At 63.3% G+C, this 15,338-nt stretch carries 12 protein-coding genes; 3 read left to right on the plus strand and 9 right to left on the minus strand.

Annotation, left to right across the window (positions count from 1 at the left end; translation table 11 throughout):
* Positions 1 to 122 precede the first annotated feature (122 nt).
* Both SB753_RS28205 and SB753_RS28210 read right to left on the minus strand, forming a co-directional pair.
* A complete protein-coding gene (locus tag SB753_RS28205; protein WP_027805038.1) occupies positions 123 to 4,826 on the minus strand; it encodes a glutamate synthase-related protein in 4,704 nt (1,567 codons plus the stop codon).
* A 294-nt stretch (positions 4,827 to 5,120) separates the two neighbouring features.
* Positions 5,121 to 5,828 carry a transposase gene (locus SB753_RS28210; protein WP_020070611.1) on the minus strand — a complete coding sequence of 236 codons (708 nt, stop codon included), beginning with the start codon at positions 5,826 to 5,828 and terminating at the stop codon, positions 5,121 to 5,123.
* Between the two features lie 187 nt (positions 5,829 to 6,015).
* On the opposite strand from SB753_RS28210, the gene SB753_RS28215 reads away from it, so the two are divergent.
* From SB753_RS28215 to SB753_RS28225, 3 genes are all read left to right on the plus strand, one after another.
* Positions 6,016 to 6,741: an OmpW/AlkL family protein gene (locus tag SB753_RS28215; protein ID WP_020070610.1), complete on the plus strand. Its 726-nt coding sequence runs from the start codon at positions 6,016 to 6,018 to the stop codon at positions 6,739 to 6,741.
* A 44-nt stretch (positions 6,742 to 6,785) separates the two neighbouring features.
* The gene (locus SB753_RS28220) at positions 6,786 to 6,971 is read left to right on the plus strand and encodes a hypothetical protein (protein ID WP_410802989.1); all 186 of its coding nucleotides are present in this window, start codon (positions 6,786 to 6,788) and stop codon (positions 6,969 to 6,971) included.
* Positions 6,972 to 7,112: 141 nt separating this feature from the next.
* Positions 7,113 to 7,493 (plus strand): YqjD family protein, encoded by a 381-nt coding sequence (locus SB753_RS28225; protein WP_020070608.1) that lies wholly within the window; start codon positions 7,113 to 7,115, stop codon positions 7,491 to 7,493.
* A gap of 246 nt (positions 7,494 to 7,739) precedes the next feature.
* Here the strand turns inward: SB753_RS28225 and SB753_RS28230 are convergent, their stop codons facing one another.
* The 7 genes from SB753_RS28230 to pilM form a co-directional block, all read right to left on the minus strand.
* A complete protein-coding gene (locus SB753_RS28230; RefSeq protein WP_410802991.1) occupies positions 7,740 to 8,945 on the minus strand; it encodes a deoxyguanosinetriphosphate triphosphohydrolase in 1,206 nt (401 codons plus the stop codon).
* A 68-nt stretch (positions 8,946 to 9,013) separates the two neighbouring features.
* Positions 9,014 to 10,099, minus strand: a complete 1,086-nt coding sequence (gene aroB, locus SB753_RS28235; RefSeq protein WP_392395325.1) for a 3-dehydroquinate synthase — start codon at positions 10,097 to 10,099, stop codon at positions 9,014 to 9,016.
* Complete coding sequence (locus SB753_RS28240; protein ID WP_027805037.1) at positions 10,099 to 10,650, minus strand: shikimate kinase; 552 nt, start codon at positions 10,648 to 10,650, stop codon at positions 10,099 to 10,101. Before SB753_RS28240 ends, aroB begins: the two co-directional genes overlap by 1 nt.
* A 106-nt stretch (positions 10,651 to 10,756) precedes the next feature.
* A complete protein-coding gene (locus SB753_RS28245; RefSeq protein WP_410802993.1) occupies positions 10,757 to 12,475 on the minus strand; it encodes a type IV pilus secretin PilQ in 1,719 nt (572 codons plus the stop codon).
* Positions 12,472 to 13,419, minus strand: a complete 948-nt coding sequence (locus tag SB753_RS28250; protein ID WP_410802995.1) for a hypothetical protein — start codon at positions 13,417 to 13,419, stop codon at positions 12,472 to 12,474. Before SB753_RS28250 ends, SB753_RS28245 begins: the two co-directional genes overlap by 4 nt.
* Positions 13,416 to 13,997: a fimbrial assembly protein gene (locus SB753_RS28255; protein WP_410802997.1), complete on the minus strand. Its 582-nt coding sequence runs from the start codon at positions 13,995 to 13,997 to the stop codon at positions 13,416 to 13,418. Before SB753_RS28255 ends, SB753_RS28250 begins: the two co-directional genes overlap by 4 nt.
* A gap of 167 nt (positions 13,998 to 14,164) precedes the next feature.
* The gene (gene pilM / locus SB753_RS28260; protein ID WP_410802999.1) at positions 14,165 to 15,157 is read right to left on the minus strand and encodes a type IV pilus biogenesis protein PilM; all 993 of its coding nucleotides are present in this window, start codon (positions 15,155 to 15,157) and stop codon (positions 14,165 to 14,167) included.
* Positions 15,158 to 15,338: the final 181 nt, after the last annotated feature.

Genomic DNA, 15,338 nt, shown 5'->3' on the forward strand with positions numbered 1-15,338 from the left:
TTCTCTATCTGTATCTAGGGGGTGATCTGAACCCGCCGCAGCGCGCCGTTGAACGGTCGCGCGCGGCAGGTACGGCTAAAGGTGACGTCTCTGTGCGAAAGCAGTCGACGAGCGGTCTGCGCTCAGGCGGCGAGAACTTCTTTATTCGCCTTCTTCGCTGCCATTTCGCCCAGCGCGCGCTTGTACTCGGTCGGGAACACCTTCACGAATTGACGGCGCGACGCGTCCCAGTTTTCGAGCAGCGCTTTTGCACGCGGCGAGCCCGTGAACTGGAAGTGACGTTCGATGAGACCCTTGAGCAGCGCTTCGTCGGTGGTACCGGCGTGCCACAGGCTCTTGTCGACCGTGCGCTCCTGTTCGGCCTGCTGCAGAACCGGCTCGAGCGCAACCATCGACTTGTTGCACTTGCCCGCGAACGTGTTGTCCGGGTCGTACACGTAGGCGATGCCGCCCGACATGCCGGCCGCGAAGTTACGGCCGGTTTCGCCGAGCACGATGACCGTGCCGCCCGTCATGTATTCGCAGCCGTGGTCGCCCGTGCCTTCGACAACCGCCGTCGCACCCGAGTTACGCACGCAGAATCGCTCGCCAGCCACGCCACGGAAGAACGATTCGCCTTCGATCGCGCCGTACATCACCGTGTTGCCGCAGATGATGTTCTCTTCCGACTTGCCGCGGAAATCGTTCGTGGGACGGATGATGATGCGCCCGCCCGACAAGCCTTTGCCGACGTAGTCGTTGCCGTCGCCGACCAGGTCCAGCGTGATGCCCTTCGCGAGGAACGCGCCGAAGCTCTGACCCGCAGTACCCTTCAACTGGATGTGAATGGTGTCGTCGGGCAAGCCGTCGTGGCCGTACTTCTTCGCGATCGTGCCGGACAGCATCGCGCCGACCGTACGATTGACGTTGCGCACCGGCTGGATGAACGACACGTGCTCGCCGTTCTCGATGGCCGCCTTCGCCTTTTCGATCAGCGTGTGGTCGAGCGCGCGGTCCAGACCGTGGTCTTGGTCTTCCACATGCTTGCGCGCGACTTCAGCCGGCACTTGCGGCAGATAGAACACGCGCGAGAAGTCGAGACCCTTCGCCTTCCAGTGCTCGATGCCCTTCTTCGTGTCGAGCAGTTCGGCGTGACCGATCAGGTCGTCGAACTTGCGAATACCCAGTTGCGCCATGATCTCGCGCGCTTCTTCTGCAACAAAGAAGAAGAAGTTGACGACATGTTCCGGCTGGCCCTTGAACTTGGCCCGCAGCACCGGATCTTGCGTCGCGACGCCGACCGGGCAGGTGTTCAGATGGCACTTGCGCATCATGATGCAGCCTTCGACGACGAGCGGCGCCGTCGCAAAGCCGAACTCGTCGGCGCCGAGCAGCGCGCCGATCACGACGTCGCGGCCGGTCTTCATCTGACCGTCGGCCTGCACGCGGATACGCCCGCGCAACTGGTTCAGAACCAGTGTCTGCTGCGTTTCGGCGAGACCGAGTTCCCACGGCGTACCGGCATGCTTGACCGACGACAGCGGCGACGCGCCGGTGCCGCCGTCGTGGCCTGCGATCACGACGTGGTCGGCCTTCGCCTTGGCGACGCCCGCTGCGACCGTGCCGACACCGGATTCCGACACCAGCTTCACCGACACGCTAGCCGCCGGATTCGCGTTCTTCAGGTCGTGAATGAGCTGCGCCAGATCTTCGATCGAGTAGATGTCGTGGTGCGGCGGCGGCGAAATGAGACCGACACCCGGCACCGAGTAACGCAGCTTGCCGATGTACTCGGACACCTTGTGGCCCGGCAACTGGCCGCCTTCGCCCGGCTTCGCGCCCTGCGCCATCTTGATCTGGATCTGATCGGCCGAGGCGAGGTATTCCGCCGTCACGCCGAAGCGGCCCGACGCGACCTGCTTGATCTTGGAGCGCAGCGAATCGCCTTCCTTCAACGGAATGTCGACGATCACCTCGTCGCCGATCACGGACTTCATCGTGTCGCCGTTCTTGATTGGAATGCCGCGCAGTTCGTTGCGATAGCGGTTTTCGTCCTCGCCGCCTTCGCCGGTGTTCGACTTGCCGCCAATGCGGTTCATCGCAACCGCCAGCGTGGCGTGCGCTTCCGTGCTGATCGAGCCGAGCGACATTGCACCGGTGGCAAAACGCTTGACGATTTCCTTCGCCGGTTCCACCTCGTCGAGCGGAATTGCCTTGGTCGGGTCGAGCTTGAATTCGAACAGACCGCGGAAGGTCATGTGACGCCTGGTCTGATCGTTGATCAGATGCGCGTATTCCTTGTACGTCTGATAGGAATTGCTGCGCGCCGAGTGTTGCAGCTTGGCGATCGCATCCGGCGTCCACATGTGTTCTTCGCCGCGCACGCGATAGGCGTACTCGCCGCCTGCGTCGAGCATGTTCGCGAGGATCGGGTTGTCGCCGAACGCGTCGCGGTGCAGACGGATCGCTTCTTCGGCGACGTCGAAGAGACCAATGCCGCCGACCTTCGACGAGGTGCCCTTGAAGTACTTCTGCACGAGATCTTCAGCAAGGCCGACTGCTTCGAAAATCTGGGCGCCGGTGTACGACATGTAGGTCGAGATGCCCATCTTCGACATGACTTTCTGCAAGCCCTTGCCGACAGCCTTCGTGAAGTTGTAGACCGCCTTTTCCGGCGACAGGTCGCCCTTCAGGCCGGCTGCGAGCTGGCCGAGCGTTTCCATCGCGAGGTACGGGTGCACGGCTTCCGCGCCGTAGCCGGCCAGCAGCGCGAAGTGGTGCGTTTCACGCGCGGAGCCGGTTTCGACGACGAGACCCGTGCTGGTACGCAAGCCTTGCTGCACGAGGTGCGTGTGGATGGCCGCCGTGGCGAGCAGCGCCGGAATCGCGACGTTGTCGCGGTCGGTCTTGCGGTCGGACACGATCAGCATGTTGTAGCCGGACTTGACGGCGTCGACAGCTTCGGCGCACAGCGACGCGAGCCGCGCCTCGATGCCTTCCTTGCCCCACGCAACCGGATAGCAGATGTTCAGCTCGTACGAGCTGAACTTGCCGCCCGTGTACTGATCGATCGCGCGGATCTTCGCGATGTCCTTGAAGTCGAGCACAGGCTGCGACACTTCGAGACGCATCGGCGGGTTGATGTTGTTCGTGTCGAGCAGGTTCGGCTTCGGACCGACGAACGACACGAGCGACATCACCATGTTTTCACGGATCGGGTCGATCGGCGGGTTCGTGACCTGCGCGAACAGCTGCTTGAAGTAGTGATAGAGCGTCTTGTTCTTGTTGGACATGACCGCGAGCGGCGAGTCGTTGCCCATGGAGCCGACCGCTTCTTCGCCGGCTTGCGCCATCGGCGCCATCAGGAACTTGAGGTCTTCCTGCGTGTAGCCGAACGCCTGCTGGCGATCCAGCAAAGCAGCGGCTTCGCGGCGCTCGGTCGCGACGTCTTCGGCCTTCGGCTCGATCTCGTCGAGCTTGATGCGCACGGCGTCGATCCAGCTCTTGTACGGCTTGGCGTTCGCGAGGTTGTCCTTCAGTTCCTTGTCGTCGATGATGCGGCCGTGCTCCATGTCAATCAGGAACATCTTGCCCGGCTGCAGGCGCCACTTCTTGACGATCTTCGACTCGGGGATAGGCAGCGTGCCCGCTTCCGACGCCATGATGACGAGGTCGTCGTCGGTGACGATGTAGCGCGCCGGACGCAGCCCGTTACGGTCGAGCGTCGCGCCGATCTGGCGGCCGTCGGTGAACGCGATTGCAGCGGGGCCGTCCCACGGCTCCATCATCGCGGCGTGGTATTCGTAGAACGCGCGGCGGTTGTCGTCCATCAGCGTGTGCTGTTCCCAGGCTTCCGGGATCATCATCATCATTGCGTGGACGAGCGGGTAGCCGGCCATCACCAGCAGTTCGAGACAGTTGTCGAACGAGGCAGTGTCCGATTGGCCCGGATAGATCAGCGGCCACAGCTTCGGCAAGTCGTCGCCGAGCACGTGCGAGGCGATCGCGCCGGTACGCGCGTTCAGCCAGTTGACGTTGCCCTTCACCGTGTTGATCTCGCCGTTGTGGGCGATCATCCGGTACGGGTGGGCCAGTTCCCAGGCGGGGAACGTGTTGGTCGAGAAGCGCTGGTGCACGAGCGCGAGTGCCGAAACGGTGCGCTCGTCCTGCAGGTCGCGGTAGTACACGCCGACCTGACCTGCCAGCAGCAGTCCCTTATAGACGACGGTGCGCGCCGACATGGACGGCACAAAATATTCCTTGCCGTGCTTGAGCTTGAGCGCCTGAATGCGGTGGCTCGCGGTCTTGCGGATCACGTAAAGCTTCCGCTCCAGCGCGTCGGTCACCATGATGTCCTTGCCGCGGCCGATGAAGATCTGGCGGATCAGCGGCTCGCTCGCCTTGACGGTCGGCGAAATCGGCATGGTGTGGTCGACCGGCACGTCGCGCCAGCCGAGCACCACCTGGCCTTCGGCCTTCACCGTACGCTCCAGCTCCTGTTCGCAGGCGAGCCGCGACGCGTGTTCCTTCGGCAGAAACACCATGCCGACGCCGTATTCGCCGAACGGCGGCAACGTCACGCCCTGCTTGGCCATTTCCTCGCGATAGAAACCGTCCGGAATCTGAATCAGGATGCCGGCACCGTCGCCCATCAACGGATCTGCGCCGACGGCGCCCCGGTGATCGAGGTTCTCGAGAATCTTCAGGCCTTGCTCGATGATCTCGTGGCTCTTCTTGCCCTTGATGTGAGCGACGAAGCCGACGCCGCAGGCGTCGTGTTCGTTTTGCGGGTCGTACAACCCTTGGGCGGCGGGAACCGGGTGAACCGGTTGCTGGCGATCGTTCATGGGGACACCGTCTGTGAGGGGCCGACAGGCCGTTAAACCGTTTTTCTATTGCCGCACGTGCACACCCGCAACGGCTGAGACGCCTTCGACGCTGCAACGTACGCAGTTCAAAAACGCCGGAATTCGGAATATACGCGACGAATCAACGGAATAGCAAATAAAACGTTATGGTCGATCCCTAATTATCAGTTTGGTGCATTGCGGGTATTTTTTATTGGTGCCATATCAAATATGGGGAAAATAAAACGGCATGTCGTGATGCCGTTTGAAAGACGAACAATTGATTCGATTCGTTTATTGCGCCTGCGGGGTCTCCCGGACCTTGCGAGGCCGCCCACGGGGCAGCGGCGATACGCGCCGGTTCGCCGCCCGGGCCGCCCATTCACGGTACGTGTCGCTGCCGAGCACCCAGCCTTTTAGCGTGGCCTGCTGAAGCTGGCTTGCCTCTCGTTCGTCGAGCGGCTGCTCGCACAACTCGCGGTACGCGCGCTGCCGCTCGAACGGCGTATTGCCGAGTGACCAGTAGAGCGGATGGTCGGTGATCAGGCTGTCGAGCGTGAGACCGATGTGATGACGATAGCTCGACCAGCGGTAGTCTTCTGGCGCGCTCGCGAGCTGCATGCGCACCGGGCACATTTCGACGACGCGGCTCGCCAGCAGAAAATACCGCTCGCCCTCGATCACCGTCGCGCGATAGCGACCTTCCCATAACGTGCCACGTCGCGCGTAACGGCGGTTGAAGTGAGCCACGTAGCGGCGCCCGACCGCCTGCATCGCTTTCGGCAGGCTCGACTCCTCCGTTGGAGTGACAAGCAGTTGGACCGCGCCCGGCATCAACGCATAAGCGTGGATCGATAAGTGATGATCGCGCGAAGCCGCTTTCATACAGTCGATGAAGAGTTCGTAGTCCTGGTCGTCGACGAACGCAGGCTGCTGATCGAGTCCGCGGAGGATGACGTGCTGCGGCTGGTCAGGAACATAAAGACGTGCAAGCCGTGCCATGCTGAAGTATCCGATAGTCGCGTTGGTACATACCCGAAGGTCCAAAGAGCCGCATGCGCCGGAGGTTCGACGCGGCGCGGCCAGGCCAGGAAGCGCGCCCGGCTTAGGGAGAAAACTCTAACCGGCGCGTATGGTTAGTTTCAAACGTTGTGGTCATAATGAGCGGGCCTTTTTTGGAGGAGCACATATGAAATTAAAACAGGCCGTAACGGGGATCGCAGTGCTAGCCAGCATGACAACAGCAGCACACGCGCAATCGGCCGGTAGCTTTTTCGTCTCAACAGGCTGGTTCCATCTTGCGCCTCAATCGAGCAGCCAGCCCCTGCGAGTAACGAGCATTGGCGGCAGCCCGACCAACATCACAGAAGCCAATACCGGAGCCTCACTGGGTTCGGCCGACACCATCGGCTTCACCGCGGGTTACTTCATTACCGATCACATCGCCACCGAATTCGTGATTGGCTATCCGCCTTCGTTCGACCTGAACGGCACCGGTAGCCTCGAACAATTCGGCAAGCTGGGTCAGGCGAAACAGTGGAGCCCAACGCTGCTGTTCAAGTACTACTTCAACGCTCCCACTGCCACATTCCGTCCGTATCTCGGTATCGGCGTGAGCCGTATCTGGTTCACCGACGAGAAGATCACCAACGGAGCATTCCAGGCGAACGTCCTGCATGGTCCGACCAGCGTGACTACGGATAGTTCGTGGGAGCCGGTGTTTAATGCGGGTTTCACTTACGCGTTCAATCAGCACTGGTTCGCGGGCGTGTCGGTGTCGTATCTGCCGCTCAGCACCACGGCCAAACTGAACACGCAGGCGCAGACGCCGGTCGGTACGCTCAATGTGCAGTCGCAGACCAAGATCAAGCTGAACCCGATCGTTACCTACGTCAACATCGGTTACCGCTTCTAACACGGCTTGTCACACGGCTTGTAACACCGTTCTTCACGCGTGGAATGCTGTGGGTTAGGGTAGTCGAATTCGCGGGGCTTGAACAACGCCGTCATTTATCCAATGGCGGCGTTTTTTATTTTGTGCCGCCGTGGCAGCAGCGCGCCGCCTTTACCGATGCAGCGCGCCGCAGCCTCGGCGCGTTTGTAAAACTGACCCGCAAGCGTTGTGCTTCGTGCAATATCTGCTGACGATTTTCGCCCAGCGGCACCGTGCGCCGGGCATTGGGGTTTGGCACCGAAGTTGCGTCCTGCTGGTGTTTCCTGCGTTGCGATGTGGTTTAAGCGTAACCGTGAACGTGGGCCTTTTTTACCCTCATCGACGGAGCGACTATGACAGCACTTCCGAATACGCGAGATGCCCTCGGCGAATCCTGGACCAGCACGAGCCGCCGCGCGCGGCGTATTGCCCGCCACAGCCGCGACGCGGCTGAAGACATTGCAGGCGAACTTCGCACGCTAATGTCGGAGCTCGAATCCACGCTGGCCGAAGGAACCCAGGCCGATGCAGTAGCGCTGCGCGGCAAACTGCGCAAGCAGCTCGACAACGCCCGCGCCCGCATGAACGACACGCGGGAGGCCGTACGCGAACGCGCGAATGTAGCGCTCTCGGACGCGGACGACTATGTGCATGAAAATCCGTGGCAGACGCTCGCGATTGTCGGCGGCGTCGCGCTGATCGCAGGCGCGTTGTTCGCCTCGCGCATGCGCTGAACGTTGCGCTGAGCCTGGCGCCGAATGTTGCGCTAAAGCGCGCTTGAGCTTGCGCGGAGAAGAGCGCTCAGCAGTGTGGCTCAAGCACGCGGGCGGGCTGCATGGCGTTAGCGGCCCGTTGCATCGACGCTTTGCAGCCCAGTGGTACGAGACCGCCATCCCAGGCGGTCTCTGCCGTACCTCGTGTGCCGGACTCAGCCGACTTGCTTCCTGCTGTGGCCCTCGCTTGCCACGGCTCGTGCTCGTTCAGTTATCGTCGATCACGAAGAGACGCTGATACTCCTTCAGCGCGTATCTGTCCGTCATGCCTGCGATGTAATGCGCGATAAGCCGAGGTTGCTGCGCGGCGTCGGTGGACTGGTAGCCCGGCGGCAGCAGCCGAGGGTCTTCTGTGAACGCGTCGAACAGACCGACGACCACGCGGCGCGCCTTGTTCGCCATCCGCATCACGCGGTAATGGCGGTAGAGGTTCTTGAACAGAAAACGCTTGAGCGCTGCAGCTTGTGCTGCCACCGCTTCGCTATGCGCGACGAGCGCCGGCGCGGCGCGCACTGCGTCGAGCGAATCCGGTGCATGACGGACCAGATTGAGCTTCGTGGTATCAATGAGATCGACGATCAGCGTGTTGATGATGCGCCGCACCGTCTCATGGATCAGCCGGCGGCCTTCGATCTGCGGAAAATCGCGCCGCGCGGCTTTATAGTGTGTTTGCCACAACTCGACTTCGGCGAGTTGCTCGACGGTCAGCAAACCAGAGCGCAAGCCGTCGTCCACGTCGTGATTGTTATACGCGATCTCGTCGGCCACGTTCGCGATCTGCGCCTCGATGGACGGCTGGCGTCCTTCGAGAAAACGCTCGCCCAAAGCACCCAGCCGCCGCGCGTTTTCGCGTGAGCAATGCTTGAGAATGCCCTCGCGCGTTTCGAAACACAGATTCAGTCCGTTATACGCGCCGTAATGCTCTTCGAGATCGTCAACCACCGCGAGGCTTTGCAGATTGTGCTCGAAGCCGCCGTGCTCGCGCATGCATTCGTTCAGCGCATCCTGGCCCGCATGCCCGAAGGGCGTGTGGCCGAGATCGTGCGCAAGTGAAATCGCTTCGACCAGGTCTTCGTTGACGCGCAGGTTGCGCGCCACGGAACGCGCAATCTGCGCGACTTCGAGGCTGTGCGTGAGACGCGTGCGAAACAGGTCCCCCTCGTGATTCACAAAAACTTGCGTCTTGTATTCGAGCCGGCGGAACGCCGTTGAATGAACGATGCGGTCGCGGTCGCGCTGGAATTCGGTGCGCGCGCTTGGCGGTTCTTCCGGATAGCGGCGCCCGCGCGAGAGCGCCGAATGCGCGGCATACGGCGCGAGGTGCGCTTCGAGCGCTTCCTGCGTCGGGACGCCGAGCGCTGCGGCGTTCGCCGCGGGTTCCTGCTTTACATCGTCGCTGCGCCTGTCTGTCACCGGGTTCTCCGAAACATGGGCGGCGCCGGTCGACGCCGTGCGCGGCGCCTCGCTGCCAAAGCCGGCCTTCAGACGGCGGCGGCCAGCGTGGCGTGCACCTCGGCGTCGGGCGCCTGGGTGATCAGCGTCTCACCGAAACGCTTCAGCAGAATGAATTTGATCGCGCCGGCTTCCGCTTTCTTATCGACCTGCATCAGTTCGACATAGCGCGATTCGCCGAGCGCCGGCGCGCGGGTCGGCAGATGCGCGGCGACGATGACGTCGACGAGCCGCTTGCGCGACGCTTCGTCCAGATAGCCGAGGCGCACCGACAGATCCGCAGCCATCACCATTCCGCAGCCGACCGCCTCGCCGTGCAGCCACTCGCCGTAGCCGAGTCCGGCTTCGATCGCGTGGCCAAACGTATGGCCGAAATTGAGAATGGCGCGCAGTCCGCCTTCGCGCTCGTCCTGCGCGACCACGGACGCCTTGATCTCGCACGAGCGCTTGACCGCTTCGGCGAGCGCTTCCGGCTCGCAGCGATTCAAAGCCTCGACATTGGCTTCGATCCAGCGGAAAAAACCGGCGTCTGCAATGGCGCCGGTCTTGATGACCTCGGCCACGCCCGCCGCCAGTTCGCGCGCGGGCAGCGTGCGCAACGCGCCGATGTCGGCGATCACGGCCTGCGGCTGATAGAACGCGCCGATCATGTTTTTGCCGAGCGGGTGATTGATGCCGGTCTTGCCGCCCACCGACGAATCCACTTGCGAGAGCAACGTGGTCGGCACCTGGATGAACGGCACGCCGCGCATGTAGCAGGCAGCCGCGAAACCCGTCATGTCGCCGATCACGCCGCCGCCCAACGCAATCAGCGTGGTCTTGCGGTCGGCGCGCGAGCCCAGCAGCGCGTCGAAGATAAGGTTCAGCGTTTCGAGGTTCTTGTGGGCCTCGCCATCCGGCAAGACGACAGTGGACACCAGCTTGCCCAGCGGCGCGAGCGAGGCGCGCAACGTGTCGCCGTAAAGCGGGTCGACGGTGGTATTGGTGACGATCGTGACCGAGTTGCCGGCGATGTGCGGCGCGAACAGCGCGGTCTGGCCGATCAGGTCGGCACCGATATGAATGGGGTAGGCGCGGTCGCCCAGTTCGACATTGACGGTAATCATACGGCCCATTATGACGCAGGATGTTTGGCGACGCCGGCCATCTCGAGCTGCATCAGAACCATATTGACGAGTCCGTTGACGGAAGGCCGGCCGGTTTCGATCACGAAATGCGCGCACTCGCGGTAGAGCGGATCGCGTACTTCGTAGAGCGCTTCGAGGCGCGCTTTGGGGTCTTCCGTCTGCAGAAGCGGGCGATTTTTGTCGCGCCGGGTCCGCAGCCACAGGTCGTGCGGATTGGCGCGCAAATAGATCACCACGCCCCGGCTTTGCAGCGCCTGCCGGTTTTCCGGCCGCAGCACCGCGCCGCCGCCGGTCGCGAGTACGATTTTGTCGCGCCCGGTGAGCTCCGAAATCACGCTCGCCTCACGCTCGCGAAAGCCGGCTTCGCCCTCCAGCTCGAAGATCACAGGAATACGCGCGCCCGTGCGCGCTTCGATTTCATGGTCTGAATCGAAAAACGGGCGATCGAGACGGCGCGCAATGGCCCGGCCCACGGTGGTTTTTCCTGCCCCCATGAGCCCTACAAAAAATACATTGGCGTGTGCGTCCCGCGCTTGCAACGGTGTCCTCTGGCTAATCCGGTATGGTTCGTGCCGCAGCTTACTGGCAAAGCGGCTGCCTTGTCGAGCCTGCGCGCCGCCGCTTTCGAGCGGCGGCAGCGTGCCCCTAATTCGTCTGAACGACGCGCGGCGTGATGAAAACTGCCAGTTCGCTGCGCTGGTCGCGATGAGCCCGATGGCGGAAAAGCGCACCTAGAATCGGTATTTTGCCCAGGAGCGGCACCCGAGTCACATCGTCCCGGCCGTCGGTCGCGTAAATTCCTCCAATCGACACCGTACCACCGTCTTCCACCTCGACCCGCGTCTGCACGTGCTTCGTGTTGATTGCAGGCCCGGCGTCGGTCTGTTCGCCGACGCTGTCCTTCGCAACATCCAGGTCCAGCACCACGCGGCCGTCCGGCATGATCTGCGGCTCGACCTCGAGCTTCAGCGTGGCGCGGCGAAATTGCACACCCGATACGCCCTGCCCGACTTTCGCCTGATAAGGCAACTCAGTGCCTTGTTCGACCACCGCCTTCATCCGGTCGGCGGTAACGACGCGCGGACTTGAGACGATTTCGCCGCGCCCCTCGGCCTCCAACGCGCTCAGCTCGACGTTCAGAAGCCGCGTCGCGCCCGCCGCGAACAGCGTCAACCCGGCCGTCGCCGCGTCGAAACCCGCAATCGGCCGGGCAGACAGATCGTAGACGAGACCGTCCTTGCCGCCGCTCAAACCACGCGTGGTGCCGTCGGCGTTCGTACCCGCCATAGATAGCCGCACGCCGAGATTGCGAGAAAAACCATACTCACCTTCGACGATGCGCGCCTCGATCAGCACCTGGCGCGTGGGCCGGTCTACAGAAGCAAGCAGCGCGGCAATCTGCGCAAGCCGCCCCTCCAGATCCGTGACGAACAGTAGATTGGTGCGCGGATCGGCGGTCACCGCGCCGCGTTTGGACAACACCCGCTGATTCCCCGAGCCGGTCAGCAGGCGCCGCACGTCCTCGGCGCGCGCGTAGTGCAGCTCGAACGTGCGGCTTGCGAGCGGCTCGAGATCCGCCGTCCGCGCATGCGCCTCGAAGCGCTGCCGCTCGCGCGCGGTCAGATCTGCGATTGGCGCAACCCAGACCACGTTGCCGTGGCGCTCCATGGCGAGACCGTTGACGTCGAGCAGCGTGTCGAACGCGACGCGCCACGGAACCTTGTCGAGGCGCAGTGAAACGGCCCCGCGCACTCTCTCGCTCGCGACGATGTTCAAGCCGGTGAACTGTGCAAACGCGTTCAGCACGGCGCCGAGTTCGGCGCGCTGAAAGTTGAGCGAAATCGGCTTGTCGTCGGCGGCAAGCGACGCGTCGGCGGCGGTTTTCGGAGCGCCGCTCAGACGCGCGAGCGGAGGCAATGGCACCGGCGGGCCTTCGAGCGCCGACGCGCTCGCGCCGGCCTGGCCGGCGGCAGCGGCAGGTTGCCGGCCGAGAGGTACCGAGCCATCGGCGTCGTCCATTGCATCGTCTGTGCGGCTTTGCCCGGCCTCCGTCGGCGTGCGCGAGACGGCGGTGGCATCTGCGGAATCCTCGCGGAACGGGTTCGGCGTTTCGGAGGCTGAACCGCGAGGCAGCGGCGGCGCATTGTATGGGGAGTCGGACGATGCCACCGCATCGTCGAGCGGCATGTAGGCAGGCAACGGAGGCAGCGATGGAATCGCAGCACCTGCCGCGCCGGTGGTTAGCGCCGCGCCGAGAAACAAGGTCACCGACAGTCCCACGCGAACGCGGGCACGAACACTCAAGGCTGCGGCAACACCGATAGATGCATGCCGGTCGCCGCGCAATAGCTCCGTTATGCTCATGACGAAGCCTCCGCGAGATCGAGCGTCCGCGTTGCAGCGCCTTTGGCGAGGGTGATGCCGAACGTGTCGAAGCGCGTGACGCGCTCGTCGCCGATCTGCTGGCCGGACGCGACAGTGGTCGCGCCCTCGGGCGTATCGAACAATGCGAGCCCGCGCGCGCGATCGTGCAGCAATCCGACAAGACGTAGTTGCGGCTGCCCGGGCAAATCGACAGTCGCCTGCATTTGCGCGGGCGAGAATGGATCGAAGAACACCACGTCTTCTTCGTCATCCGAATCAAGGCTCGCGTCGGCAAGCTCCTGCGTCGTGAGGCTGGCAGGCGCCGGGCGTAGACCGCTGTACACGCGCAGCGCCGCGCTCACCGAAAGCGCAGACCCGTCGCGCTTGATGACGACGTCGACGGGAACCATCAGCACCGGCAGTTCGATAAGTCCACGCATGAATGACATCAGGTGAATGAAGTCGGTGCGCGCGGCAAGCTGAAGCGGACGCTCGCTCTGAGCGCCCGTTCCGCTCGCGGCGCCGGGCTCGACCGCCAGTAACGCCACGCCGTTCTGCGCGGCGAGTTCTGAGACGACGCGCACGTCATCGGCCGAAGTCCATTGCTTCGACGCGCGCGAAGCAGTGGCTATGGCCGCGGGGGTGGCGTCTGACGCGGCGGCTTCGCGGCGCAGCGACGGCAATTGCGCAAGCGCTCGCCTTGCGTCGGCTAGATGGTCCGCGCTTGCAAGGAGCGCCGCGCGGCTCGCTGCCAGACGCCCCAGATCGGCCACGATCCAGCCGTGCGCCCCAAGGCTGAACACGACGAGCGCAATCAACAACGCAATCGCCCAGCGGCGACGCGGGCTCCAGGTGTGAAGCGGCGCGCGCAGACGTTTGAGCGCATGCGACAGCGACATTCGTGGCCGCGGCACGCCGCTAAATCCGGCAAATGTCGTACTCATTTCGAACCTCCAATGTGCCCGGTTTTTGCTATTTGCGATGCCGCGACGCCAGCGCGTTTGTCTGTCATGTTCGCAGCGCCCTCCCAACGCAGGCGAGCGCCGAACTCAAATGCAGCGGCTGCTCCTGCGCTTGCATTCGTAGCTGGACTCGCATGCGGCGACGAGCGATGTGACTCGCTCATTTCCGCACCTGTCACGCCGGGAATCCCACCGAGACGCTTCAGCCACTGCGCAGAATCGATATGCGCTCGCGAGGTCGCCACCAGTTCCGTCTCGTGCTCGCGCTGGCGAAGCTGCTGCAATAAAACGCCGTCGCCGGGTTCGAAACTCAGCGCGTCGAGCAAGTCGCGCAGATACGTGAGCGGCTCGGACAAACGCTTCGCGCGAGTGGCCTTGTCGCGTTGCTCGTCGCGCGCATGCAGCAGGCGCGCATGCTCGGCGAGCGGCGCAGCGAGTTGCGCAAGCGACTGCTCGATCGACGCACGCTGTGACTCGAGCCGCGCCTTTTCTATCGCCTGATATCCGGCTAGCGCGAAGACCGCTGCGCAACCGGCCAACGCTGCAATCGCCAATGTCACCAGACATCGCCCGCGCGCGAGCTGGGCTTTGCGTTGTCGATGAGGCAGTAAATTGAAGCCGCCGAGCCATGGCTTGACAGGACGAACGGCGCGCCGCCCGCGCATGTCGCGCCCGACATGAAGTCGCGCCGCCGCGTTTAAGCGGCCTTCATCGAAACCCGCGGCGCTCATTCGAATACCCCGCGCAATGCGAGCCCGAACGCGACGGCGCCCGCCGCTTCATGCAGGAGCGGATCGTTCAATTGACGTGCTACAGCGCCCAGCGCCGCGCACTCGAACGGCAGGACCGTGCAGCCCAGAATGTCTGCGATATCCGCGATCGGGAAGCCAACGCCCTCCAGCAGTTCCACCTCGCCGCTCACGAGCGCGCAGTCGAGCATCGGACCATGCGCGAGGTCGCGCAACGCGTCTGCGAGATCCGAATGCTCCGGCGCGGGGTAGTGCATCTCGGCTGCGATGGTGTCGTCGACGAGACGCCAGCCATGCACGCCGTCCGTGCCGATCCATAACGCGACATACGGTTCGTGCGGATCGAGTTCATGACTCGCCGCGTAGCGCATGGCCCGCAGCGCGGCATGCGGTTCGCCGTCGATCGCTGTGAGCGATATGCCCGCGGCAGCTGCGCATTCGATCCGCGCTTCGAGATGCTGACGCCCGGTCGCGGCAATCGTCACGGAACGAGCGAGCGACGGCCTGTCGTCGACGAACCAGTCGACAGCCAGCGCGTGCCGCTCGAGTCCTGCAATGCGTTCCACTTCGTTCATGACTGCAGGTTCGAGTTCGGTGAGTTCGTGCCCGCCGTCTTCCGCGCAACCGCTTTGCATCGCGAGCCGCGCGAGCGGCACAGTGGCAGTCAACGTTGCTGATGCGGGCACGGCCATCGCGCATCGCAACGCCTGCGTCGCGCACGAGTGAGGCATATCGGCGAACGCGTCGCGCAACGCGCGAGCGACTGACTGCCGGTCAGCGATCTCGTTGCCGGCCATCGCATTAGCGGGAAGCGGCACCGTGCACGCATACTCGATCTGCATCGAAGCGCATGCGCGTGCACGCTGGCTCACTACGACGAGCCGCACGTTTTGCGAACTCACGTCGATACCTGCAGCGAAACGCTGCACCCCTGCCTGCACGGCTTCAAGCCATGAATTTCTTAACGTCATCACGCCCTCCCTGAGACTCACGCGGCGAACCATTCGAGCGCGAGTAGCGAGGGAGAATTGTGCGTAAGCACGTCGCTGGGCGACACTCAGCCAAACGGCTAACGTTGAAGGCCGGCCGCCCCGATGTTCGTCAAAGCAGCTACAGTGAAGCCTCATTTCACGCGGTGCAGAGACTTGTAAA

The sequence above is a fragment of the Paraburkholderia sp. SIMBA_053 genome, assembly GCF_046534895.1.
Taxonomy (GTDB): domain Bacteria; phylum Pseudomonadota; class Gammaproteobacteria; order Burkholderiales; family Burkholderiaceae; genus Paraburkholderia; species Paraburkholderia caledonica.